Origin of the sequence: Mycolicibacterium sp. ND9-15 (assembly GCF_035918395.1) — a bacterium.
Lineage (GTDB): Bacteria > Actinomycetota > Actinomycetes > Mycobacteriales > Mycobacteriaceae > Mycobacterium.
In genome coordinates, this window is the sequence record NZ_CP142362.1 from 4,744,622 (window position 1) to 4,767,529 (window position 22,908).

Here is a 22,908-nt window from a genome sequence, read left to right on the forward strand (position 1 = left end):
CTGCCGTGCTTCGCGTCGCCGTCCCGAACAAGGGCACGCTGTCCGAACCGGCGAGCGAGATCCTCTCCGAGGCGGGATACCGGCGCCGCACCGATCCGAAGGACCTGACGGTCGTGGACCCGGCCAACAACGTCGAATTCTTCTTCCTGCGCCCCAAGGACATTGCGATCTATGTGGGATCGGGGCAGCTGGATTTCGGCATCACCGGGCGCGATCTGGCCGCCGAATCGGATGCTCCCGTGCGAGAGCGGTTGGCGCTCGGCTTCGGATCGTCGTCGTTTCGGTACGCGGCGCCGGCCGGACGCCAGTGGCGCGTCGAGGATCTCGCGGGCAAGCGGATCGCCACCGCGTTCCCGAACCTGGTGAAAAAGGATCTCGCGGCGCACGGCATCGAAGCGACGGTGATCCGCCTGGACGGCGCCGTCGAGATCTCCGTGCAACTCGGCGTGGCCGATGCGATCGCCGACGTCGTCGGCTCGGGCCGCACGCTCGGCCTACACAATCTGGTGGCGTTCGGCGATTCGCTATGCGACTCCGAGGCGGTGTTGATCGAGCGGGACGGCGCCCCGGACAGCGCCACCGGAGGCCAGTTGGTCGCCCGTGTGCAGGGTGTGGTGTTCGGGCAGCAGTACCTGATGCTCGATTACGACTGTCCGCGAAGCGTGCTCGACGAGGCGACCGCGGTCACCCCCGGATTGGAGTCGCCGACGATCGCTCCGCTCGCCGACCCAGCCTGGGTGGCGGTGCGTGCGTTGGTACCTCGACGCGATGTCAACTCGATCATGGACGAGCTCGCCGCGATCGGCGCGAAGGCGATCCTGGCCTCCGACATCCGGTTCTGTCGCTTCTGATTCCGCGGGAGTTCGTCGAGCCTGCATGTTAGCGTCCGAAGGTCGAAAACACCGGCCGGAGGTCGCCATGACGCACGCCCTGATTCTGCTTCTCGCCCTGTTGATCGGCGTGATCGCCGGTCTGCGCGCGCTCACCGCGCCCGCGGTGGTCGCGTGGGGCGCGGCCTTGGGCTGGATCGACCTGGAGGACAAGTGGTCGGAGTGGATGGCACATCCGATCACCGTCACGGTGCTGACCATCTTTCTGCTCGTCGAACTGGTCACCGATCAGCTGCCCAGGACACCCAGCCGTAAGACGGCCGTCCAGTTCGTCACCCGGATCATCATGGGCGCGTTCGCCGGAGCGGTGATCGGCAGCGCGGACTTCCACACGTTCAGCGCGCTGGGCGCCGGCATGATCGGCGCGGTGCTCGGCACTTTGGCCGGTGCGGCGGCACGTCAGCGTTTCGCCGACGCCCGCCAGGGCCAGGACCGTCCGGGCGCGATTCTCGAAGACATCGTCGCGGTCGGCGGCGGCTTCCTGATCGCGTTTCTGGTCAGCCTGGTGTGAACAGCGCGCCATGACAGAACGATTCGACGCGATCATCGTCGGCGCCGGCCAGGCCGGGCCACCACTGGCGGGCCGACTCACGCAGGCGGGCCAGAAGGTCGCCGTGATCGAACGCAAACTCGTCGGCGGCACATGCGTGAATTACGGGTGTATACCGACCAAGACTCTGGTCGCCAGCGCGCACGCCGCCCACCTCGCTCGCCGCGGCGCCGAATACGGCGTCGGCACAGGCGAAATCAGCGTCGATATGGCGAAGGTCAAGGCGCGCAAGGACAAAATCGTCTCCGGTGACCGCGACGGTGTCGAGTCGTGGCTCGACGGCATGACCGGATGCACGTTCATCCGCGGCCATGCGCGCTTCGCGGATCCGCATACGATCCGTGTCGACGACCGCGAATTATGTGCCGATAAGATCTTCCTCAACGTCGGCGGCCGGGCCGTGGCGCCCGACCTGCCCGGCCTGTCCGACATCGACTATCTGACCAACGTCGGAATCCTCGAACTCGACACGGTGCCCGACCATCTCGTCATCGTCGGCGGCAGCTACATCGCGCTCGAGTTCGCGCAGATGTACCGCCGCTTCGGGGCGCGGGTCACCGTGATCGAGAAGGGGCCCCGGTTGGCCTCGCGCGAAGACGAGGACGTCTCGGCCGCGATCAAGGACATCCTGGAGGGCGAGGGCATCGAGGTCGTCCTCAACGCCGACGGGATCCGATTCACCAAGACCGACAACGCTTTCGACGTGGTTCCCGCCGACGGCGCGGCGCCGATCACCGGCACCCATGCGCTGATCGCCGTCGGGCGCACCCCCAACACCGACGATCTCGGACTCGACGAGGCCGGGGTGCAAGTCGACGCCCGCGGCTACATCGTCGTGGACGACCAACTACGCACGAACGTCGAGCACATCTGGGCCATGGGCGACTGCAATGGCAACGGTGCGTTCACGCACACGTCGTACAACGACTTCGAGATCGTCGCGGCGAACCTGCTCGACGACGACCCGCGTCGCGTCAGCGACCGGATCACCACCTACGCGCTCTACATCGACCCGCCGCTGGGCCGGGCCGGAATGACGGTGGCCGAGGTGCGCAAGTCGGGTCGCGAGGCGCTGGTCGGCAAGCGCCCGATGTCCCGCGTCGGGCGTGCGGTGGAGAAGGGGGAGACGCAAGGCTTCATGAAGGTGGTCGTCGATGCGGAGACCGAACAGATCCTCGGCGCCGCGATCCTCGGCGTCGGCGGCGACGAGGTGGTCCACGCGATCCTCGACATCATGACCGCCAAGAAGCCTTACACCGCGATATCCCGCACGATGCACATCCACCCGACGGTCAGTGAGTTGGTGCCGACGGTGCTGCAGGAGATGACGCCGCTGCAGTGACCGGGCGCCGGCTTGCAGTCGCCGTCGGAGACCGGGTGAACTATCCGAACCGGCGCTGCACGAACAGGGTCTGCGCCGAGGTGCCGATGAAGCCCCGCCGATCGAAAAGCTCGGCGGTGGTGACCCCGATTCCGTCCGGGCCGATCGAACCCCGCGCGCGCACCGCGAAATCACTGCCGGTGGGCAGGCGGTGCAGATGGACGGCGGTGTCGGTGTTCATGAACACGAAAGCCTCGGGGTCCAGCGCAGCGCCGGCGCCGTTCGCGCTGTCGACGACCAGCGCAAGCCGCTGCAAAGCCGTCGTCGGTTCCGAATCCACCAGCGGCACAAGCGGGCTCATCCACACCACGTGTCCGGTCTCGCCGGTCTCGGGCTGGCGCCGCCAGGTCACCGTCTCCAGGTACCCTCGCGCGCCGACCCAGCTGTGCGGCACAGCCACCGGCTCACCTTCGACAAGCGGGGGATAGCGGTCGGTCGCCGCATCGGCGGTGTCGCTGGTCGCCAACAGCCATGCCGTGACGCGAGCGACCACCCGCCGGCCGCCGTCGGGCCGGGTCTCCGACATCTCGGCGGCCATCAGCGAGATCCGGGCTCCCGGACGCTCCACCCAGGCCCGCACCCGCACCCGCGCCACGGGTATCGCGCCCAGGATGTCCAGGGTCAACCGGCCGACGCGCAGCCCCGAGTCGCATGCCAACTCCTCGATGCGCTTGGTCATCAGCGCCAACGGCGGTGAGCCATGCTGGATTTCGGGATTCCAGTTGCTGCGCGTGCCGTCCGTGGACTCGAATACCTCGAACCCGCCCTCGGCGCCGACGCGCCGGTAGTGGCAGTCGGTCACGCGGCGCCCAGCACGGGATCCTCGGCGGTGGGCGACCCTTCGTCGGGCTCCTCGGGCCAACCCGGATACGGCGGCGGTGTGCCGCCGAAAACCGGGCAGTGCGCGTGGTGCGCACACCAGTCGCACAGCGCCGACGGACTTGGCCGGAAATCGCCTGTGGCGCCGGCACTCTGGATTGCCCGCCAGATAGCGATCAGTGTCTTCTCGAACCGCAGCAGCTCATCGTGGTCCGGCGTGTAGTCGAGGATCTGGCCGTCGGCCAGGTACAGCAGCCGCAGCCGGGCCGGCAGCACCCCGCGTGAGCGCAGCAGCGCCACCGCGTAGAACTTCATCTGGAACATGGCTTTGAACTCGGCCAGCACCCGAGCCTGCGACGGCGCCTTGCTGGTCTTGTAGTCGACCACCCGCAGCTCACCCGTCGCGGCGACGTCGATGCGGTCGACGAAGCCGCGCAGCAGTGTGCCGTCCTCGAGTTCGACCTCGACACGTTGTTCGCAGGCCTGCGGGTCGAAGCGAGTGGGATCCTCCAACCGGTAGTAGCCGGCCAACAGGTCGCGTGCCTCGGTCAGCAGCGCGGCACGCGATTCAGGCCCGAACTCGTCGGCGAGCGCAGGGTGCTCGGCGACCATCCGGTCCCACGCCGGCTGCACCAGCGTCAGCGCGGCGTCGGGAACCCGTTCGGCGGCGGGGAGCGCGTACAGCTGCTCCAGCGCCGCGTGCACCACCGAACCCCGAACCTGGGGGACCGACGCCGGTTCGGGTAGGCGGTCGATCGCGCGGAACCGGTAGAGCAGCGGGCACTGCTTGAAGTCGGCGGCCCGCGAGGGCGACAGCGCCGGCCGTCGCGTCCTGTGCTCGTCCCGCTCGCTCATAGCGCCAGCCTAGGACCGGTGTCCGACATTTCGCGTCAACCCGGACGCTCGCGACGGCGCGTCTACTGGCAGGCTGATGGGCTGTGCCAAGAACCGGTCCGTTCGCCGTCGGCGATCGGGTGCAGCTCACCGACGCCAAGGGCCGCCACTACACGATGGTGTTGACGCCCGGCGGGGAGTTCCACACCCATCGCGGCATCATCGCGCTCGACACGGTGATCGGACTGCCCGAGGGCAGTGTGGTCAAGTCCACCAGCGGCGACCAATTCCTGGTGCTGCGGCCGCTGCTCGTCGACTACGTGATGTCGATGCCGCGCGGCGCGCAGGTCGTCTACCCCAAGGACGCCGCACAGATCGTGCACGAGGGCGACATCTTCCCCGGCGCGCGGGTGCTGGAGGCCGGCGCCGGATCGGGAGCGCTGACGTGCTCGCTGCTGCGGGCCGTCGGTGCCGAGGGACGGGTGATCTCCTACGAGGTCCGCGAAGACCACGCTGCCCATGCGGAGCGCAACGTCGCCACGTTCTTCGGTACGGCCCCGGCGAACTGGGAGCTGGTGATCGCCGACCTCACCGACTACAGCGGCCCGCAGGTCGACCGCGTCGTCCTGGACATGCTGGCCCCTTGGGAGGTGCTGGACACCGTCGCCGATGCGCTCGTCGCCGGCGGCGTCCTGATGGTCTACGTGGCGACCGTGACCCAGTTGTCGAGGGTGGTGGAGGTGCTGCGCGAGCAGCAGTGCTGGACCGAGCCGCGGGCCTGGGAGAGCATGCAGCGCGGCTGGCACGTCGTCGGGTTGGCGGTGCGCCCGCAACACACGATGCGCGGCCACACCGCGTTTCTGGTCAGTGCTCGCAAACTGGCACCGGGTGCGGTGGCGCCCATGCCGCTCAGACGCAAACGTCAGCTCGGCGGCTAGCCTTGACCGGTTGATTCCACGCACCCAAATGAGGGCGATCAACCCCTTAACGCCCTAAAGCCTCTAATCGTCGGTGCTGCGCCGCAGGCCGCGGCGCGCCGACAGCAGTTCGAACTCCGGCCGCGCCGCCACCAGTCGCTCGGCGGCGTCGAGCACGTCGACGACATGGCCGCGGTCAGCGGCCACCAGCGCCACGCCGACGCTGGCGCGACGGTACAGATCGTGGGTGCCGGTTTCGGCGGCCGAGACGGCGAACCGGCGGTGTAACTCGGCGATCACCGGGCGGATCGCGGAGCGCTTCTGCTTGAGTGACCGCACATCGCCGAGCAGCAGGTCGAACTCGAGCCAGCCGATCCACATCGGCGGCTCAGCGTGTCGGCGTCGGGGCGGGACCGATCTGCAGCAGTGCGTCGGTCGTCGCCCGTGTCAGTTGCCAGTGGTTGTCGGCGAAGCGGAACTGCATCGGGAACGTGAAATCGCCCGCCTGTGGGTCGGCGGATTTGATGGTGACGATTGCCTGCACGACGCCCGTTGCGCCGTCGGCCCAGGTGAGGTCCTTCGCCTCGAACGTGGCCGGCGCGTAGCCGCTGTCGCGCAGAGCCGCGGCGAACTTGTCCATCGCCGCGCCGTCGGCGGGTGTGGCGTTCTCGATGAGGTCGAGCTTGTCGGCGCCGGGGACGTTCGCGTCGGCGACGCGGGCGAGCACGTCGGTGAGGGCCTCGGGAGGCGGCAACGGCGCGATCGCCGAAGGCGCCTCCACCGTCGGCGCCGTGACCACCGGCGGCTGCGCCTCACTGGCCGCCGGGGGCGGTGCTTCCGGATCGTTGGCACCACATCCGCATAGCGCGAGCGCCGCCGCGAATGCGACGGCGCTCAGGACTGCGCGGTGCACCGCGCTCCTAGCCGACGGCGGACAGCAGCGCCATGAGCGACTGCTTCGACATCTGCCAGCCGGTGGGGCTGGGTCCGGGCACGAACTGGATGTTCTGGCTGGCCGTGCCGCCGGTTGGGGCCGTCGCCGTCACATCAGCCGACACCACGGGGCCGTTCTGGTCGATGTTCGCGAGCGAGAAGGTCAACGGGAACTTGCCCTCCGCGGCCGCCTCACGAAGCTTCGTGTCGGCGATTCGGCCCTCGACGCGTCCGATGCCACCTTGGACGTAGGCCGCTTTGCCTGCGGACGTGCCACCCGTGCCGAGCGCCTGCAAGGTTTGCAGCAGCGGGCCCTCGAGGTCGGGGGCCGGCGCCTGCGGCATCGGGATGTCCCATACGACCGGGGCGACGGTGACGGTGGCGGGAGCCGCCGAATCGAGCACAGTGGAGGTCACACCTGCCGCGGCACCGCCGACGACAGCGACCGCTGCAGCCCCAGTCATCAAGCCGGAAACGAGGGCTTTCAGGGTCACGATTTTCCTTTCGATAAGCCCAACACGTCAAAGAGGCTAACAAGTGGCGTTGGTGTGTCGAATTGCTACACCGCACACAAAGGCTGAATCGCCGGTAGCGTTGAAGTCGTTACTGCACCAACTCTCGGTGCGGGGAGGGGCGCAACATGAGTGAATCAGAGCGTTCGGGGGCTTTCTCCGAAGGTTTCGACACCCCTGGATCCAGCATGTCCAGCGAGGACGCGGCCGAGCTCGAGGAGCTCCGTCGTGAGGCCGCGGTTCTGCGCGAGCAGCTGGAGAACGCGGTAGGCCCCCAGAGTGGTTTGCGGAGCGCTCGAGACGTGCACCAACTCGAGGCGCGGATCGACTCACTCGCTGCCCGCAATGCGAAGTTGATGGAGACGCTCAAGGAGGCGCGCCAGCAGCTGCTCGCGTTGCGTGAAGAGGTCGACCGTCTCGGCCAGCCGCCGAGCGGTTACGGGGTGCTGTTGGGCGTCCAGGACGACGACACCGTCGACGTGTTCACCTCCGGGCGCAAGATGCGGCTGACCTGCTCACCGAACATCGACACCCGCTCGCTCAAGCAGGGCCAGACCGTCCGCCTCAACGAGGCCCTCACGGTCGTCGAGGCGGGCAACTTCGAAGCGGTGGGCGAAATCAGCACGCTGCGCGAGATTCTGTCCGACGGACACCGTGCGCTGGTTGTCGGGCACGCCGACGAGGAGCGCATCGTCTGGCTCGCCGAGCCGCTGGTCGCCACCGAGGACCTGCCCGACGGTTACGACGACGACCTGGCCGACGACAGCCGTCCCCGTCGGCTGCGGCCGGGGGACTCGCTGCTGGTCGACACCAAAGCCGGCTACGCGTTCGAGCGCATCCCCAAGGCCGAGGTCGAGGATCTGGTCCTCGAAGAGGTGCCCGATGTCAGCTACAACGACATCGGCGGCCTGGGCAGGCAGATCGAGCAGATCCGCGACGCGGTCGAACTGCCGTTCCTGCACAAGGAGCTGTACCGGGAGTACTCGCTGCGTCCACCCAAGGGTGTGCTGCTCTACGGTCCACCCGGCTGCGGTAAGACGCTCATCGCCAAGGCCGTCGCCAACTCGCTGGCCAAGAAGATGGCCGAGGTGCGCGGTGACGATGCCCGTGAGGCGAAGAGCTACTTCCTCAACATCAAGGGTCCCGAACTGCTGAACAAGTTCGTCGGTGAGACGGAGCGCCACATCCGGCTGATCTTCCAGCGTGCGCGGGAGAAGGCGTCAGAGGGTACCCCGGTCATCGTGTTCTTCGACGAGATGGACTCGATCTTCCGCACCCGTGGCACCGGTGTGAGCTCGGATGTGGAGACGACGGTTGTGCCGCAGCTGCTTTCGGAGATCGACGGTGTGGAGGGGCTGGAGAACGTCATCGTGATCGGCGCGTCCAACCGCGAGGACATGATCGATCCCGCGATCCTGCGGCCCGGCCGACTGGACGTCAAGATCAAGATCGAGCGGCCGGATGCCGAAGCGGCACAAGACATCTTCAGTAAGTACCTGACCGAAGAGCTGCCGGTCAACGAAGACGACTTGGCGGAGTTCGGCGGCGACCGCCCGCTGACCATCAAGGCGATGATCGAGAAGGTCGTCGACCGGATGTACGCGGAGATCGACGACAACCGCTTCCTCGAGGTGACCTATGCCAACGGTGACAAAGAGGTCATGTACTTCAAGGACTTCAACTCCGGTGCGATGATCCAGAACGTCGTCGACCGGGCGAAGAAGTACGCGATCAAGTCGGTGCTGGAGACCGGCAACAAGGGTCTGCGGATCCAGCATCTGCTGGACTCGATCGTCGACGAGTTCGCCGAGAACGAGGACCTGCCCAACACCACCAACCCCGATGACTGGGCGCGCATCTCGGGCAAGAAGGGTGAGCGGATCGTCTACATCCGCACGCTGGTCACCGGAAAGAGTTCGTCTGCCAGCCGTGCCATCGATACCGAGTCCAACCTGGGCCAGTACCTGTAAAGCCGGACAGACGCAAGAGTCCCGAAATTCGTAGGTTTCGGGGCTTTGCGTCTATTCGAGACCAGAACGGTGGCAGCATTGGCCCTATGACAACGCCGTCGCTTTCCTGGGATGTCGTGCCCGTCGACAAACCCGACGACCTCAATGTCGTAATCGGGCAGGCACATTTCATCAAGACCGTCGAAGACCTGCACGAGGCGCTGGTCGGGGTTGGCGGGTCACTGCGGTTCGGGCTGGCCTTCTGCGAGGCCTCCGGTCCCCGGTTGGTCCGGCGCAGCGGCAACGATCCCGATCTCGTCGAGCTCGCCACCCGCAACGCGCTCGCGATCGGTGCCGGACATTGCTTCGTGATCCTGATGCGCGAAGGTTTTCCGGTCAACGTGCTCAACCCGATCAAGGCCGTGCCAGAGGTGTGCGGGATCTTCTGTGCCACCGCCAATCCGGTGCAGGTCCTGGTCGCGGTCACGCCACAAGGACGCGGCATCGTCGGGGTGGTCGACGGTGAGCCGCCGCTGGGGGTCGAGACCGGCGAGGACGTGACCGACCGACGCCAACTGCTGCGCGATATCGGCTACAAGCTCTGATCGGTCACCATTCGGGCGCGAGAGTGCGTGTCTGCACCTAGACACCCCGGTCAGCCGCGATAGTTTGCGCATGTTCGGGGCTGGTGAGAGATACGGCCGACGCCGAGCTCTTGCGGGCCCGAGCCCATACGCTCGTCGAGCAAGCTGCGAGTCATGGCGATCTCGTCTCGGCGATCGCGCTGAGCCGCCGTCAAGGTGCTCCGCTGTTCGAATTGCGCGCTGCCTCAGTCGATTTCGAACTGGTCGGTGAGTCGGCCCGCGATGAGCTGTCCAGTGCGGTCGAATTGTTCGCGGCTCACTGCCCCCTACCCGAGTACCACCGAGCGCAACGCTTGCTCAGCGGGGGCTCTCCATCGCCAGATAGGCGTCGCGGCCGGCCAGGCTGACGGCGACGTCGGCGATCAACGGCTCGAAGAAGCGCTCGCGGTACAACGGATCCACGCTGGTGCTGACCGTGAAGTACAACCCCGACAGCACTGCGACGAAGAGAGATACGTGCACAACGGTTTGGGGGACCGGCACGTTCACCCCGAACCACGTTCCGGGACAGGGTGGTTGACCGACCGCACATACCTCCTCCGACGACCACAGCACGGCGACGTCGTCGGGGATCGCGACGATGCCCAGCGCGAGGAAGAAGGCGAACAGCCCGGCTGTGAAGAACACCACCTGGATCGTCTGCGAAACCACCATCACCGCCACGACGTTGACCTGCTCGGCCAGGGAAAGCGGGGTCCGTTGCGGACGCGTCCCAGACTCGACCGCCAGCGGAGTCCCCTTCAGCAGCTCGGCCGCGTCGTTCCGTTCGGCGCGGTCCTCCCGCAGCGCCCTGACCTCGTCGCGAATCGTGGTGACCACGAAGAGCAGGGCGACCACGGCGAGGAATCCGATTGTCTGCCACAGCCGTTGACGCGGCATCCGCGCGGACAGCTGCCACAGCTCACCGGTGAAGTACACGACGACGGTGAGCATCAACAGCGGCAGCGCTCGGCTCATCAGCGTCCCGAGTGCCCCGAGCTGCACCCATGCGAACCGCAGCGCCCACAACACGATCGCCCCGATACCCAGATAGGTGAACCAGATCGCCGACACGGCGACGACCGCGAATCCCGCCGCCTCGGCCACCGCGATCCCCGAGAAGCCGCTGTCGGCGAACGGAAGTCCGACCACGAACACCGCCATCACCAGCAGCGCAGCCGACCGCCGCCCGGCCTCGCTGTGGGTGGTGCCGGCACGGTGCAGCAGGTGCAACCCGAACGGCGCCGCCGCCAACAGCGCCGTCAGCACTCCGACGCGGATCCCGTAGCCGACGTCCGGATCGCCGTCGGTGGCATCGGCCAGCAACATGGTCAGCGAGATCAGTGCGCCGATGCCGCTGACCACCGGGGCGGAGCGCTCGATCAGTGCACCGGAGCGCACTCGCCGGGTCAGCACCAGCGGCAGACCGCGCTGCAGGAACCACTCGTGCACCTGCCGCATGTCCGACACGCGCAATATTGTGCGCGAGACCTCGCCCGCGAACCGGTCACCGCGCCGGTACGGCCGCCCGGTACCGGTTGCGTGCGGTCAGCGTGAGCCGCAGATCGTCGAGCAGCGGGGCGATGAAGCGATCGTGATAGGCGTCGTCGCCGACCGCCCGCGCGCTGACGTACATGAACGTCAACGCGGCGAGAAACAGCGTGACCTGAATCAGCGAATCGGGGACCGGGATCGTCATGCTGAGGAACCGTCCGTCGCTGGACCCGTTGCGCGTCCACGCCGCAAGCAGTTCCGGGGAGAGCAGGATCAACCCCAGCAGGAAGAACAACAGCGCCGTCACCACCGCCACCACCATGATGTGGGCCAGCTGTGACACGGCGAGCACGAAGTACACGTTCGACCGTTCGGCTCGGCTGAGCGGCTTCACCTGCGCCGGGTCGGGCATCGCCGCAAAGGGCGTACCGTCGAGCTTCGCGACGTGCCGCGGGTCCGGTTCGGCCGCGTTCACGATCGGCCGCATCCGGTCCACCATCACCGACACCACGAACGCCACCGCGATCGCGCCCAGAAAACACAGCGCCAGCCAGAGCCGGCTGCGGGAAATCGCCGCCGCCATCAGCCACACCGGCGAGTTGAAGAAGACCAGAAACGTCAGCAGAAGCACCGGCAGTGCGCGCAGCAGCAGCGACCCCGCCGCAGCCAGATGCGCCAGCGTGACGTGCGCGGCCCAACCCAGGATGGAACCGACCCCACCCGCGGTGAGGGCCAGCATGATGACGATGGCACTGGCCACCAGCACCAGGTTGTTCCTCAGATACGGGCTCGGGCCGCCGAAGACACCGCCGAAGACCGCCACGGCGACCGCGCCCGCCGCGGCCAGCAGGCGCCCACGCTGGCTCATGATCCGTGACACCCGCCAGCCGACAACGGCCGCAGCCGGCAGTACCAACACCAGCAGCGCCAGCACGAACCACTCACCCCGAGTCGGGCGACCATCGATATCGATCGCATGCTCGCCGGTGATCGACACGACCGCCACGGTGTTGGCCATCAGCACCGCGAATCCGGCGAGCGCCGGCGCCGACCGAGACCACAGTTGGCGGACCGAACGACTGGGCCGCAACACCGCGGGCAGTCCATGCGCAAGGAACCATCGGTCGGCCGCTTGGCGTTGCGCAGAGTCGATGACGGGCGGATCCGCTGGATCGGATGGCACGGTGGCAGGCTACTTCGTGCCGTCACCTAGGCTTGACCGCATGCAACGGATCATCGGAACGGAAGTCGAGTACGGCATCTCGTCGCCGTCCGACCCGACCGCGAATCCGATCCTGACCTCCACCCAGGCGGTGCTGGCGTATGCAGCCGCCGCCGGGATCCAGCGCGCCAAGCGCACGCGCTGGGACTACGAGGTCGAATCGCCGCTGCGCGACGCCCGCGGATTCGACCTGAGCCGGTCGGCGGGCCCACCTCCGGTCGTCGACGCGGACGAGGTCGGCGCGGCGAACATGATTCTGACCAACGGCGCGCGGCTGTACGTCGACCACGCCCACCCGGAGTACTCCGCGCCCGAGTGCACCGACCCGCTCGACGCCGTGATCTGGGACAAGGCCGGCGAACGCGTGATGGAGGCCGCGGCCCGCCATGTCGCCAGCGTGCCCGGTGCGGTCAAGCTTCAGCTCTACAAGAACAACGTCGACGGTAAGGGCGCCTCCTACGGGTCGCACGAGAACTACCTGATGAGTCGGCAGACCCCGTTCTCCGCGGTGATCGCGGGGCTGACCCCGTTTTTGGTGTCGCGGCAGGTGGTCACCGGCTCTGGGCGGGTCGGTATCGGTCCCTCCGGTGACGAGCCGGGGTTCCAGCTGTCGCAGCGCTCGGACTACATCGAGGTCGAGGTCGGCCTCGAGACGACGCTCAAGCGGGGCATCATCAACACCCGCGACGAACCGCACGCCGACGCCGACAAGTACCGCAGGCTGCACGTGATCATCGGTGACGCGAACCTGTCGGAGACCTCGACGTATCTGAAGCTCGGGACGACCGCGCTGGTGCTAGATCTGATCGAGGAGGGCCCACAATCCGGCGTCGACCTCAGCGATCTGGCGCTGGCCCGCCCGGTGCACGCCGTGCATGTGATCAGCCGGGACCCGTCGCTGCGCGCCACTGTCGCGCTCGCCGATGGTCGCGAGGTGACTGCCCTTGCGCTGCAACGCATGTACCTGGACCGGGTGGCCAAGCTCGTGGACAGCCGGGACCCGGACCCGCGTGCCGGCGACATCGTCCAGACGTGGGCGAACGTGCTCGATCTGCTGGAACGCGACCCGATGGAATGCGCCGAGATCCTGGACTGGCCGGCCAAGCTGCGGATCTTGGAAGGTTTCCGCCACCGGGAGAACCTGGGCTGGTCGGCGCCCCGGCTGCACCTGGTCGATCTGCAGTACTCCGACGTCCGGCTGGACAAGGGCCTCTACAACCGGTTGGTGGCGCGCGGGTCGATGAGGCGACTGGTCACCGAGCAGCAGGTGCTGGACGCGGTCGAGAACCCGCCGACCGATACCCGGGCATACTTCCGCGGCGAGTGCCTGCGCCGCTTCGGCGCGGATATCGCCGCCGCCAGTTGGGACTCGGTGATTTTCGATCTGGGCGGCGATTCGCTGGTCCGGATTCCGACCTTAGAGCCGCTGCGTGGCAGCAAGGCCCACGTCGGGGCCCTGCTGGACTCCGTGGACAGCGCCGTCGAACTGGTAGATCAGCTCACCAATTAGGCGCGCTATCGCAGGCAATCGGCGCGGCGACCGGTAATGTGGACTCACGGCGGGCGCAGCGAGCCCGCCCGCGACGACTTAAGGCATACGCAGGAGGCGGCGATGGCTCAGGAGCAGACCAAGCGTGGCGGTGGTGGCGGCGAGGACGACGACCTCACCGACAGCACGGCCGCCGGCCAGGAGCGTCGCGAGAAGCTGGCGGAGGAAACCGACGACCTGCTGGACGAGATCGACGATGTTCTCGAGGAGAACGCCGAGGACTTCGTCCGCGCGTACGTCCAGAAGGGTGGACAGTGACCTGGCCGCATCCCGAAAAGCTGGCCTTCACCACCCCTTCTGACCACCGCTACCCGAAAGCCCCCTCCGTTCCCGTGGACCTCTCGTCCTTCTCTGAACTGCTGCGCCGCCAGGCGCCCGAACTCCTCCCCGCCCACCGGACCGGCGCCGAATCGGCGGGCGAGGTATTGCCGCACGGCACCACGATCGTCGCGCTGAAGTATCCCGGCGGCGTGGTGATGGCCGGTGACCGCCGCGCCACCCAGGGCCACATGATCGCCAGCCGTGACGTGCAGAAGGTCTACATCACCGACGACTACACGGCGACCGGGATCGCCGGGACGGCGGCCATCGCGGTCGAGTTCGCCCGCCTCTACGCCGTCGAACTCGAACATTACGAGAAGCTCGAAGGCGTCGCGCTGACCTTCCCCGGCAAGGTGAACCGGCTGGCGACCATGGTGCGCGGCAACCTCGGCGCGGCGTTGCAGGGGTTCGTCGCGCTGCCTCTGCTGGCCGGCTACGACCTCGACGACCCCAACCCGGAGGCGGCCGGGCGCATCGTGTCCTTCGACGCGGCGGGCGGCTGGAACTTCGAGGAGGAGGGCTACCAGTCGGTGGGGTCCGGCTCGATCTTTGCGAAGTCCTCGATGAAAAAGCTGTATTCGCAGGTGAGCGACGGAGATTCGGCACTGCGCGTGGCGATCGAGGCGCTCTACGACGCGGCCGACGACGATTCGGCGACCGGCGGACCTGACCTCGTCCGCGGCATCTTCCCGACCGCGGTGATCATCGGCGCCGACGGCGCCGAGGAGGTACCCGAGGAGCGGATCGCCGAGTTAGCCCGTCAGGTCATCGAAAACCGTTCGCGCGCTGACACTTTCGGCCCGGATAACGTCCACCGTCCGACCGACGCGCGGGGAGATACGTGAGCTTTCCCTACTTCATCTCGCCCGAGCAGGCGATGCGCGAGCGTTCGGAGCTCGCGCGCAAAGGCATCGCCAGGGGACGCAGCGTCGTGGCGCTGGCGTACGCCGACGGCGTGCTGTTCGTCGCCGAGAACCCGTCCCGCTCACTGCAGAAGGTCAGCGAGCTCTACGACAGGGTCGGGTTCGCCGCCGTGGGACGGTTCAACGAGTTCGACAACCTGCGCCGCGGTGGCATCCAGTACGCCGACACCCGGGGTTACGCCTACGCCCGCCGTGACGTCACCGGGCGTCAGCTGGCCAACATCTACGCCCAGACGCTGGGCACCATCTTCACCGAGCAGGCCAAGCCCTACGAGGTCGAGTTGTGCGTCGCGGAGGTCGCCCACTACGGGGAGACGAAACCACCGGAGATGTACCGCATCACCTATGACGGGTCGATCGCCGACGAACCGCACTTCGTGGTCATGGGCGGCACGACGGAACCCATCATCACCGCTCTCAACGAGTCCTACAGCGAGAACGCCGGCCTCCAGGACGCGGTGAAGATCGCGGTCGACGCGCTGCATGCCGCCGGCAACGGCGGCTCCGAACAGCGCGTCCTCGGTCCGTCGACCCTCGAGGTGGCCATTCTCGACGCCAACCGACCACGCCGGGCGTTCCGGCGAATCACCGGCGCGGCGCTGGAAGCGCTGCTGCCGCAGCCGGCCGAGGCGACGCCGGAGGACCCCGAGACCCCCAAGGAGTAGATCAGTCGTTGGCCGGGTTGGGCCCAGCCTGGACGAGGATCAGCTCGGCGAACTGCTCGGGACACTCCAAGGGTGTGAAATGGCCTGCGTCGAAAGCGAAGTGCAGCTGCACATCGGTGAAGTAGTGCCCTAGCCGGTCCGACCACTCGGTCGGGAACAGCGGGTCATGGTGCGGCCACACCACGTCGGTCGGCACGTGGATCTTGATGGCGCGCTCCGGCGGCAATTCGGTCAGTGACTGGGCGATCATCCCCGCCCCGGCGCGGTACCACGCGATCGACGCCGTGAACGCGCCGGGCAGGCCGTAGTCGGACACCAGACGCTCCAAATCGTCTTCGGAGACAGCGAAATTCGGGCCCGACCAATGTGTCCAGAAGTGCCGCAGATAGTCGCGGACCAGGTCGGGGTTGCCGTCGATCATCTGAGCGGCCAGCGGCAGTTGATGAAACGCCTGATACCAGAACTCGCTCTGTGCCTTGGCGGTCAGGACGCGGTCACCGGCGCCGGGCAGCGGCGGGGACAGCACCAGCGACCGCACCAGATCCGGTTGCATGCGGGCGACGCTCTGCGCGACCCTGCTGCCGACGTCGTAGCCGGCGAGCACCACCTCGGACAGCTCCAGTTCCCTGATCAGGCCGATCACACTCGCGGCTTGTGCGCTGGCGCTGTAGAAATGCCGGATCGCGACCGCGTGTTTGTCCGAGCCGCCGTAACCGCGGAGGTCAGGCACGATGACATCGGCGGTGTCGCCGAGCAGGGGGACCACCCGTCGATAGTCCTGGCGGTTACCGGGCCACCCGTGCAGCAGCACCACCGGCGGCGCGCCCTTGGCGCCGAACCGGTCGTAGGCGAGCCGGAACCCGTCGACCGGAGCGCTGCGGGACCACACCGACTCATTCTGGCCAGATGTCAACCCGCGTGTTGCGAGGTTGCACGATCCCTGCCGATATCGCCCGTGATCACCCCGAGAATGGCGCGCCAGGCGTCTGAGGGCGCGTTGAGCACGTCGGAATGCGCGCGGGGTCCGGCCATCGGCCGTCCGTCGTCGTACCGCCCAGCGGTCATCGGGATCACACCGGGCATCTCGTCGGGGTCGGCTCCGTGCGGTCCGCCGGGGATGCCCTGCACAATCTCGATCAAGTCACCCGGCGGCGTCATCGAGAAGCGCAACACGTCGGGGTTTCTGTTGTGCCAGTCGGCGGGGTCGTCGACCCCGACGCCCGCGCCCGCCGCCGCCACGTACAACGTGCGGTCGGAGGTCATGCCCAAGGCCTCTGCGGTGCCTACGATCGAACCGCCATAGGAGTGCCCGATGACGGTGACCGGTATGCGCCGGCCGGTGGAGTCCACCGTGCGATCGACGTCTTCGCTGAACGCCACCAGTCGCGGCGCCATGGCCAGTGCATACCGCGGGTCGGCCGCTGCCGCCAGGGCGCTCGCGAGATTGTCACCGCGCGGAAACGGGCCACCGAGATAGGTGATGGCGGCGACGTCGCCGCCGGTTCCCGAGACGAACCGGCGAGCGGTCCTGGCGTTCGCGGCGGAGCCGTTGATCGTCGTGTTCAAGCCCGGTACCAGCACCGCGACACTGGAGGCTGACGCGACGCTCCCGTGCAATTCGACCAGTGATGTCCGGCTCGGATCGAACGCGAGGATCTGGCGGTCGAGGCGGCCGTGGTCGCCTGCGGGGTCGTCGACCTCGCCCAGCAACTCCCGGTACAACGCGAGGCGGCGGGGATCGGGTTCGCGCAGTACGGCCTGCGCGACGTTGGTCCGGTTGGCCTCGATCCGCATCTCCCACGGGACGCCATCGGTGTTGCCCACCCGCGAAGGAAATGCGTCGATCAACCCCTGCCGCTGCTCGGGCGTCATCGCCGCGATCTTCTCGGCGATGCGGTCCTGACTCGAGGTCGGCCACTCGGCGACGACGCCGGCATAGACTGCCGGGTCGCGGCCGGCCGGCAACACGAACGCCTCCGCGATGTCGGCAGCGGCGTCGGCGTCCGCGGCGGCCAGACGGTCCAGTGCCTCACCGAGTTGCCTGGTCAGTTCGCCCGCCCGCGCCGTGAGCATCTCCACAGCCACGCCGGGAGCACCGCCGGACAACGCGACCAGCAACGACGAGGGTGCGTCGTGGATGAGCGCATTACCGGCGTCGTCGACGGCGAACCCTTCGGAGCGGGCGGCGGAGACCAACGCCATGAGGTCGGCTTGCGCCGAAGCGATCTGAGCCGCCCCGTCACGGGCCGCAGCGGCCCCCAGCACCAAGGCCCGCGCGATCGTGTCGGCCATCGCGACAATGCTTTTCGCCGCCAGGCGGGCCGCGTCGGCGGCGGCGCCGGCCCAGAAGCTGAATTCGGCCGCCAGGGTGTCGGCTTGCGCCGAGACCATCCGGGCGTTGCGGTCCCACCCCTCGGCCAACCGGCTGAGCGCGACGGGTCGCCAGGCCTCGGCCTGGCCGATGGTCGGCCGCGTCACCGCCCGAGGCGGTCGCCGTTATGGCGCTCCGCACGCTCGAACGCATCGGCAGAACTCCGGGCCGTGAGCGCCCATCCACGCATGTCCGCGACCACCTCGGCGAGCCCCGGCGCGACGAGCGTCGACGCGGCGAGCTTTCCGACCGCCGCGCCGCGAAGCTCATCAGGATCCAATTCGGGCCAATGCATCTCGGCGATCCGTTCGGCGGCGCTTGCGACCCGGCCGGCGACGGTGCGCAACTGCGACACGTCGACCTCAACGATTTCCCCCATGGCTCATGCTGACAGAGCGGGGTCCCGACGTGCCGAAGTTATCCACAGGGCGGTTCCGTTGCGTCCTTCGGCGCGGCTTGCGCTCCGCGGCCGCCGGGCAACAAGTAGTCTCGATGACGTGCAGCGACGGATCATGGGCATCGAGACCGAGTTCGGTGTCACCTGCACGTTCCACGGCCATCGCCGGTTGAGCCCCGACGAAGTCGCCCGCTACCTCTTCCGGCGGGTGGTGTCATGGGGCCGCAGTTCCAATGTCTTCCTCCGGAACGGGGCGAGGCTCTACCTGGACGTGGGCAGTCACCCCGAGTACGCCACCGCCGAGTGCGACAACCTGACTCAGTTGGTCACCCACGACCGCGCGGGTGAGCGGGTGCTCGAAGACCTGTTGATCGACGCGGAGCAGCGGTTGGCCGACGAGGGAATCGGCGGCGACATCTACCTGTTCAAGAACAACACCGACTCCGCGGGCAACTCCTACGGCTGCCACGAGAACTATCTGATCGTGCGCGCGGGCGAGTTCTCGCGTATCTCCGATGTCCTGCTGCCGTTCCTGGTCACCCGCCAACTGATCTGCGGGGCGGGCAAGGTGCTGCAGACGCCGAAGGCCGCGACGTTCTGCCTGTCCCAGCGCGCCGAGCACATCTGGGAGGGCGTCTCGAGCGCCACCACACGCAGCCGTCCGATCATCAACACCCGTGACGAACCGCACGCCGACGCCGAGAAGTACCGAAGGCTGCACGTGATCGTCGGCGACTCGAACATGTGCGAATCCACCACGATGCTCAAGGTGGGCACGGCGTCGCTGGTGCTGGAGATGATCGAGGCCGGGATCGCGTTCCGCGACTTCTCGCTGGACAACCCGATTCGCGCCATCCGGGAGGTCAGCCACGACCTGACCGGCCGACGCCCCGTGCGGCTCGCCGGCGGCAGGCAGGCCAGCGCACTCGACATTCAGCGCGAGTACTACGCCCGCGCGGTCGAGTATCTGCAGTCGCGGGAGCCGAACACGCAGATCGGACAGGTCGTCGACCTGTGGGGACGTCAGCTCGACGCCGTGGAGAGCCAGGACTTCGCCAAGGTCGACACCGAGATCGACTGGGTGATCAAGCGCAAGCTGTTCCAGCGTTACCAGGACCGCTACAACATGGAGTTGTCCGATCCGAAGATCAGCCAGCTGGACCTGGCGTATCACGACATCAAGCGCGGTCGCGGCGTGTTCGACCTGTTGCAGCGCAAGGGCTTGGCCGCGCGGATCACCACCGACGAGGACATCGAGGCCGCGGTCAACACGCCGCCGCAGACCACCCGGGCCAAGCTGCGCGGCGAGTTCATCAGCGCCGCGCAGGAGGCGGGCCGCGACTTCACCGTCGACTGGGTGCACCTCAAGCTCAACGACCAGGCCCAGCGCACGGTGCTGTGCAAGGACCCGTTCCGGTCGGTCGACGAGCGGGTCAAGCGGCTGATCGCCTCGATGTAGCTCAAGAGTTCCGCGAGCGCTCAACCAGGTACGGTTTCGGGCGCGAAAAGCGTACGTAGGTGAGCGCTCGGCAGTTATCCACAGGGCGAATTGGCGGGTACGCGTCGGCTCGAACCACAATGCCGGAATGCCGCCCGAGCTTCGCGCCATCTTCGCGGCGCAGGGCGGGGTCGCCACATTCACGCAGATCGTGGATCACCTGAGCCGCCGCGGCGTGCAGCGCGCGCTGCGCAACGCCGAGCTGGTGAAAATCCTGCCGGGCATCTACAGCCGTGGCACGCCGGATACGTTCACCCGCCTACGCGGACTGGACCTGCGCTGCGGTGAACACGTCGCCCTGTGCCTGGGTACCGCCGCGGCGCTCTTCGGCTTCGACACCGAGAACGTCACAGACCTACACGTCCTCAATCCGGAGGGCCATCTTCTGCGTGACCAGGCCGGCCTGAAGGTGCATCGGCGCGAAGGCGCACCACTGGCCAGCCACCGCGGCCGTCGGCTCACGACCCCGGCGTGGACCGCGGTCGAGGTTGCGCGCAGCCTTAGCCGACCGCGGGCGTTGGCGACGCTGGACGCCGCCCTGCGCAGCCAGACGTGTGACGGCCGCCAACTGCTGGCTGCAGCGGAGGCACAGGCGGGCCGGCGCGGGATCGTCATGGTCCGACAACTCATTCCGATGGCCCGGCCTGAGGCGGAGTCCCCGATGGAAAGCGAGGCCCGGCTCGTCATGCTTGACGGCGGACTGCCCGAACCGTGTCTGCAGCACGAGATCGTCGACCGGGACGGGCGACTGTGGCGACTCGACTTCGCATGGCCGGATTGCAGGGTCGCCGTCGAATACGACGGCTTCGACTTCCACAGTTCGCCAGAAGCACTACGGAAGGATCGCCAGAAGCGGGCCGCGCTCGAAGAGATCGACTGGCGGGTCCTGTCCATTGTCAGCGATGACGTCCGACGGCGCGGCGATGCGATGGTGCGCCGTATCGACGCCCACCTCATGCGGGCCGCGGCCGCGTGAGCGCTCATCCTCGTACGGTTTCAGAGCGGAAATCCGTACCGGAGTGAGCGCTCGGCCGGCGGACGGCACGCCCTAAGCTTGGTCGAGTGGCGGTCTCCAAAGTCGAACGGTTGATGAACCTCGTGATCGCGCTCCTGTCGACGCGGAACTTCATCACCGCCGAGCGGATCCGCGAAACGGTGTCCGGATACTCCGAGAGCGCCACCGACGAGGCGTTCTCCCGCATGTTCGAGCGCGACAAGAACGAGTTGCGCGACTTGGGGATCCCGCTGGAGACCGGCCGGGTTTCGCACTTCGACCCGACCGAGGGTTACCGCATCAACCGCGAGGCCTACGCGTTGCCGGCAGTGGAGCTGACCCCTGATGAAGCGGCCACCGTCGCCGTGGCCACCCGGCTGTGGGAGTCGCCGGAACTCATCACCGCCACGCAGGGCGCGCTGTTGAAGTTGCGGGCGGCGGGCATCGACATCGACGCCGTGGAGGCCGCACCGGCGATCACGTCGACGGCGGCGTTGCCGGGGCTGCGCGGTTCAGAGGAGGCGCTCGGAATCCTGTTGTCGGCCATCGACTCCGGGCAAGCGGTGCAGTTCTCGTACCGACCCTCGCGCAGTGAGCCGTATACCACGCGCACGGTGGAGCCCTGGGGCGTCGTCACCGACAAGGGCCGCTGGTATCTGGTGGGACACGACCGGGACCGTGACGCGACGCGCACGTTCCGGCTCTCCCGGATCGCCGACGTGACGGCGGTCGGACCGCCAGGCGCGGTGCAGCGACCGCGAGACGTCGTTCTGCGCGAGATCGTCGAGCGCGCGGTGGGGGACTGGCCGTCCAGTGGGCAGGCCAAGGTGTGGATCGCAGAGGGCAGGGGGACCGCGCTGCGGCGACGGGCCGCGACGGTGACCCCCGATACGCACGACGGCCGTGCCGGCGAGGTGATCACCATCGACATCGGGATGTTCGACCGGGTCGCCCGGGAGATCGCCAGCTACGGTGCCGACGCCGTGGCGCTGGAACCTGAGTCGCTGCGCGACGACGTGCTGTCCCGGTTGCGGGCTCAGGCGGGACAAAGATGACCGCGATATCGACGCGGCTGGTGCGGCTGCTCAACATGGTGCCGTACTTCCAGGCCAACCCGAGAATCACGTACGCCGAGGCGGCCTCGGATCTGGGCGTCAGCGTCGAGCAGTTGCGCGAGGACCTGAACCAGCTATGGATGTGCGGCCTGCCGGGGTACGGGCCCGGCGACCTGATCGACTTCGAGTTCTCCGGCGACACCATCGAAGTGACGTTCACCGCGGGCATCGACCACCCGCTGCGGCTGACGTCGCCGGAGGCGACCGGCGTGCTGGTGGCGCTGCGGGCGTTGGCCGACATACCCGGCATGGTCGACCCTCAGGCCGCCCGCAGCGCGATCGCGAAGATCGAGTCGGCTGCCGGCACCGTGGGGCACGGCGGAGCGGCGGTCGAGGAACCGGCGCCGATCGAGAGCGAGGCCGCGACGGCGGTGCGCGAGGCGGTGCGCGACGGCCGTGCGCTGGCGATCGAGTACTACTCGGCGTCGCACGACACCCTGACCAGCCGCGTCGTCGACCCGATCCGCGTCGTGCTGGTCGCCGACCACAGCTATCTGGAAGCGTGGTGCCGGTCGGCCGAGGGCGTGCGACTGTTCCGGTTCGACCGCATCGTCGATGCCCAAGCCCTCGACGAACCCTCGGTGCCGCCGCCGCCCGCGGTGCAGGCGCAACCGGACACCTCACTGTTCGACGCCGACTCCGCCGACCCGTCGCTGCCTTCTGCGACGCTGCTGATCGACCGCTCGGCGGCGTGGATGTTCGACTACTACCCCTTGCGGGTCGTCCGGGAACTGCCCGACGGCGCCTGCGAGGCCGCGATGACCTACGCCTCCGACGACTGGATGGCCCGGTTCGTGCTCGGCTTCGGTTCGGCCGTGCGGGTGCTCCAACCGGCCGAGCTGGCGGCCCGGGTCCGCGAATCGGCCGCGGCGGCGCTGAGCGCGTACGAGGTCAGCGAGTAGACTGGGCGACCATCTGGAGGTAGCGAATTGGGCGGTCTACAACCGTGGC

The 22,908-nt window shown here is 67.9% G+C and carries 24 protein-coding genes; 14 read left to right on the top strand and 10 right to left on the bottom strand.

What is annotated here, in order from left to right; all coding sequences use genetic code 11:
* The first annotated feature begins 5 nt into the window (after nucleotides 1–5).
* The 3 genes from hisG (at nucleotide 6) to QGN32_RS22460 (ending at nucleotide 2,782) form a co-directional block, all read left to right on the top strand.
* Nucleotides 6–851, top strand: a complete 846-nt coding sequence (gene hisG, locus QGN32_RS22450; protein WP_326549211.1) for an ATP phosphoribosyltransferase — start codon at nucleotides 6–8, stop codon at nucleotides 849–851.
* 67 nt (nucleotides 852–918) lie between these two features.
* Entirely contained in the window at nucleotides 919–1,401 is a 483-nt protein-coding gene (locus tag QGN32_RS22455) for a DUF4126 family protein (protein ID WP_326546367.1), read from the top strand.
* Between the two features lie 10 nt (nucleotides 1,402–1,411).
* Complete coding sequence (locus QGN32_RS22460; protein ID WP_326546368.1) at nucleotides 1,412–2,782, top strand: FAD-containing oxidoreductase; 1,371 nt, start codon at nucleotides 1,412–1,414, stop codon at nucleotides 2,780–2,782.
* Nucleotides 2,783–2,822: 40 nt separating this feature from the next.
* On the opposite strand, the gene QGN32_RS22465 is transcribed toward QGN32_RS22460, so the two are convergent.
* Together QGN32_RS22465 and QGN32_RS22470 are read right to left on the bottom strand one after the other, a co-directional pair.
* Nucleotides 2,823–3,623, bottom strand: coding sequence for a thioesterase family protein (locus tag QGN32_RS22465; RefSeq protein ID WP_326546369.1), 801 nt, complete (start codon nucleotides 3,621–3,623; stop codon nucleotides 2,823–2,825).
* Nucleotides 3,620–4,495 carry a RecB family exonuclease gene (locus QGN32_RS22470; RefSeq protein WP_326546370.1) on the bottom strand — a complete coding sequence of 292 codons (876 nt, stop codon included), beginning with the start codon at nucleotides 4,493–4,495 and terminating at the stop codon, nucleotides 3,620–3,622. The genes QGN32_RS22465 and QGN32_RS22470 overlap by 4 nt, the downstream gene beginning before the upstream one ends.
* 83 nt (nucleotides 4,496–4,578) lie before the next feature.
* Here QGN32_RS22470 and QGN32_RS22475 point away from each other — a divergent pair, with 83 nt between their 5' ends.
* Nucleotides 4,579–5,412, top strand: a complete 834-nt coding sequence (locus QGN32_RS22475; protein ID WP_326546371.1) for a tRNA (adenine-N1)-methyltransferase — start codon at nucleotides 4,579–4,581, stop codon at nucleotides 5,410–5,412.
* 63 nt (nucleotides 5,413–5,475) lie between these two features.
* On the opposite strand, the gene QGN32_RS22480 is transcribed toward QGN32_RS22475, so the two are convergent.
* Genes QGN32_RS22480 through QGN32_RS22490 form a run of 3 tightly spaced genes read right to left on the bottom strand, consistent with a single transcriptional unit; the run spans nucleotide 5,476 to nucleotide 6,818 of the window.
* Nucleotides 5,476–5,772 (bottom strand): DUF503 domain-containing protein, encoded by a 297-nt coding sequence (locus QGN32_RS22480; RefSeq protein WP_326546372.1) that lies wholly within the window; start codon nucleotides 5,770–5,772, stop codon nucleotides 5,476–5,478.
* A gap of 7 nt (nucleotides 5,773–5,779) precedes the next feature.
* Nucleotides 5,780–6,304, bottom strand: a complete 525-nt coding sequence (gene lppK, locus QGN32_RS22485) for a lipoprotein LppK (RefSeq protein WP_326546373.1) — start codon at nucleotides 6,302–6,304, stop codon at nucleotides 5,780–5,782.
* 7 nt (nucleotides 6,305–6,311) lie between these two features.
* The gene (locus QGN32_RS22490; protein WP_326546374.1) at nucleotides 6,312–6,818 is read right to left on the bottom strand and encodes an MTB12 family secreted protein; all 507 of its coding nucleotides are present in this window, start codon (nucleotides 6,816–6,818) and stop codon (nucleotides 6,312–6,314) included.
* 146 nt (nucleotides 6,819–6,964) lie between these two features.
* Between QGN32_RS22490 and arc the strand changes: the two genes are divergently transcribed.
* Entirely contained in the window at nucleotides 6,965–8,806 is a 1,842-nt protein-coding gene (arc, locus tag QGN32_RS22495; protein ID WP_326546375.1) for a proteasome ATPase, read from the top strand.
* An 86-nt stretch (nucleotides 8,807–8,892) separates the two neighbouring features.
* The gene (locus tag QGN32_RS22500; RefSeq protein WP_326546376.1) at nucleotides 8,893–9,390 is read left to right on the top strand and encodes an adenosine-specific kinase; all 498 of its coding nucleotides are present in this window, start codon (nucleotides 8,893–8,895) and stop codon (nucleotides 9,388–9,390) included.
* A 336-nt stretch (nucleotides 9,391–9,726) separates the two neighbouring features.
* Here the strand turns inward: QGN32_RS22500 and QGN32_RS22505 are convergent, their stop codons facing one another.
* Nucleotides 9,727–10,869 (bottom strand): hypothetical protein, encoded by a 1,143-nt coding sequence (locus QGN32_RS22505; protein ID WP_326549212.1) that lies wholly within the window; start codon nucleotides 10,867–10,869, stop codon nucleotides 9,727–9,729.
* 46 nt (nucleotides 10,870–10,915) lie between these two features.
* Nucleotides 10,916–12,085 carry a hypothetical protein gene (locus tag QGN32_RS22510; protein WP_326546377.1) on the bottom strand — a complete coding sequence of 390 codons (1,170 nt, stop codon included), beginning with the start codon at nucleotides 12,083–12,085 and terminating at the stop codon, nucleotides 10,916–10,918.
* A gap of 40 nt (nucleotides 12,086–12,125) precedes the next feature.
* Between QGN32_RS22510 and dop the strand changes: the two genes are divergently transcribed.
* From dop to prcA, 4 genes are all read left to right on the top strand, one after another.
* Nucleotides 12,126–13,634 carry a pup deamidase/depupylase gene (gene dop / locus QGN32_RS22515; protein WP_326546378.1) on the top strand — a complete coding sequence of 503 codons (1,509 nt, stop codon included), beginning with the start codon at nucleotides 12,126–12,128 and terminating at the stop codon, nucleotides 13,632–13,634.
* A gap of 102 nt (nucleotides 13,635–13,736) precedes the next feature.
* Nucleotides 13,737–13,931, top strand: a complete 195-nt coding sequence (locus tag QGN32_RS22520; protein WP_326546379.1) for a ubiquitin-like protein Pup — start codon at nucleotides 13,737–13,739, stop codon at nucleotides 13,929–13,931.
* Entirely contained in the window at nucleotides 13,928–14,839 is a 912-nt protein-coding gene (prcB, locus tag QGN32_RS22525; protein WP_442791750.1) for a proteasome subunit beta, read from the top strand. The genes QGN32_RS22520 and prcB overlap by 4 nt, the downstream gene beginning before the upstream one ends.
* Nucleotides 14,836–15,582: a proteasome subunit alpha gene (gene prcA / locus QGN32_RS22530; protein WP_326546380.1), complete on the top strand. Its 747-nt coding sequence runs from the start codon at nucleotides 14,836–14,838 to the stop codon at nucleotides 15,580–15,582. The genes prcB and prcA overlap by 4 nt, the downstream gene beginning before the upstream one ends.
* A gap of 1 nt (nucleotide 15,583) precedes the next feature.
* On the opposite strand, the gene QGN32_RS22535 is transcribed toward prcA, so the two are convergent.
* The 3 genes from QGN32_RS22535 to QGN32_RS22545 are packed head-to-tail and all read right to left on the bottom strand — an operon-like array spanning nucleotide 15,584 to nucleotide 18,332.
* On the bottom strand, nucleotides 15,584–16,471 hold the full coding sequence (locus QGN32_RS22535; RefSeq protein WP_326546381.1) for an alpha/beta fold hydrolase: 888 nt from the start codon (nucleotides 16,469–16,471) through the stop codon (nucleotides 15,584–15,586).
* A gap of 20 nt (nucleotides 16,472–16,491) precedes the next feature.
* Entirely contained in the window at nucleotides 16,492–18,060 is a 1,569-nt protein-coding gene (locus QGN32_RS22540) for an alpha/beta hydrolase (RefSeq protein WP_326546382.1), read from the bottom strand.
* Nucleotides 18,057–18,332, bottom strand: coding sequence for a DUF7162 family protein (locus tag QGN32_RS22545; RefSeq protein WP_326546383.1), 276 nt, complete (start codon nucleotides 18,330–18,332; stop codon nucleotides 18,057–18,059). Before QGN32_RS22545 ends, QGN32_RS22540 begins: the two co-directional genes overlap by 4 nt.
* Nucleotides 18,333–18,450: 118 nt before the next feature.
* Here QGN32_RS22545 and pafA point away from each other — a divergent pair, with 118 nt between their 5' ends.
* The 4 genes from pafA (at nucleotide 18,451) to QGN32_RS22565 (ending at nucleotide 22,859) form a co-directional block, all read left to right on the top strand.
* Complete coding sequence (gene pafA, locus QGN32_RS22550; RefSeq protein ID WP_326546384.1) at nucleotides 18,451–19,809, top strand: Pup--protein ligase; 1,359 nt, start codon at nucleotides 18,451–18,453, stop codon at nucleotides 19,807–19,809.
* 127 nt (nucleotides 19,810–19,936) lie between these two features.
* Nucleotides 19,937–20,824: an endonuclease domain-containing protein gene (locus QGN32_RS22555; protein ID WP_326546385.1), complete on the top strand. Its 888-nt coding sequence runs from the start codon at nucleotides 19,937–19,939 to the stop codon at nucleotides 20,822–20,824.
* A gap of 86 nt (nucleotides 20,825–20,910) precedes the next feature.
* Nucleotides 20,911–21,897, top strand: a complete 987-nt coding sequence (locus QGN32_RS22560; RefSeq protein ID WP_326546386.1) for a helix-turn-helix transcriptional regulator — start codon at nucleotides 20,911–20,913, stop codon at nucleotides 21,895–21,897.
* A complete protein-coding gene (locus QGN32_RS22565) occupies nucleotides 21,894–22,859 on the top strand; it encodes a helix-turn-helix transcriptional regulator (RefSeq protein ID WP_326546387.1) in 966 nt (321 codons plus the stop codon). Before QGN32_RS22560 ends, QGN32_RS22565 begins: the two co-directional genes overlap by 4 nt.
* The last annotated feature ends 49 nt before the right edge of the window (nucleotides 22,860–22,908 follow it).

Bases quoted from the DNA above. Each gene is read 5' to 3' on its own strand.
- QGN32_RS22565 (WP_326546387.1), top strand. From the start codon at position 21,894: ATGACCGCGATATCGACGCGGCTGGTGCGGCTGCTCAACATGGTGCCG.
- QGN32_RS22545 (WP_326546383.1), bottom strand. From the start codon at position 18,332: ATGGGGGAAATCGTTGAGGTCGACGTGTCGCAGTTGCGCACCGTCGCC.
- QGN32_RS22480 (WP_326546372.1), bottom strand. From the start codon at position 5,772: ATGTGGATCGGCTGGCTCGAGTTCGACCTGCTGCTCGGCGATGTGCGG.
- dop (WP_326546378.1), top strand. From the start codon at position 12,126: ATGCAACGGATCATCGGAACGGAAGTCGAGTACGGCATCTCGTCGCCG.
- arc (WP_326546375.1), top strand. From the start codon at position 6,965: ATGAGTGAATCAGAGCGTTCGGGGGCTTTCTCCGAAGGTTTCGACACC.
- QGN32_RS22520 (WP_326546379.1), top strand. From the start codon at position 13,737: ATGGCTCAGGAGCAGACCAAGCGTGGCGGTGGTGGCGGCGAGGACGAC.
- QGN32_RS22505 (WP_326549212.1), bottom strand. From the start codon at position 10,869: ATGCGGCAGGTGCACGAGTGGTTCCTGCAGCGCGGTCTGCCGCTGGTG.
- QGN32_RS22460 (WP_326546368.1), top strand. From the start codon at position 1,412: ATGACAGAACGATTCGACGCGATCATCGTCGGCGCCGGCCAGGCCGGG.
- QGN32_RS22555 (WP_326546385.1), top strand. From the start codon at position 19,937: ATGCCGCCCGAGCTTCGCGCCATCTTCGCGGCGCAGGGCGGGGTCGCC.
- QGN32_RS22470 (WP_326546370.1), bottom strand. From the start codon at position 4,495: ATGAGCGAGCGGGACGAGCACAGGACGCGACGGCCGGCGCTGTCGCCC.
- QGN32_RS22455 (WP_326546367.1), top strand. From the start codon at position 919: ATGACGCACGCCCTGATTCTGCTTCTCGCCCTGTTGATCGGCGTGATC.
- QGN32_RS22500 (WP_326546376.1), top strand. From the start codon at position 8,893: ATGACAACGCCGTCGCTTTCCTGGGATGTCGTGCCCGTCGACAAACCC.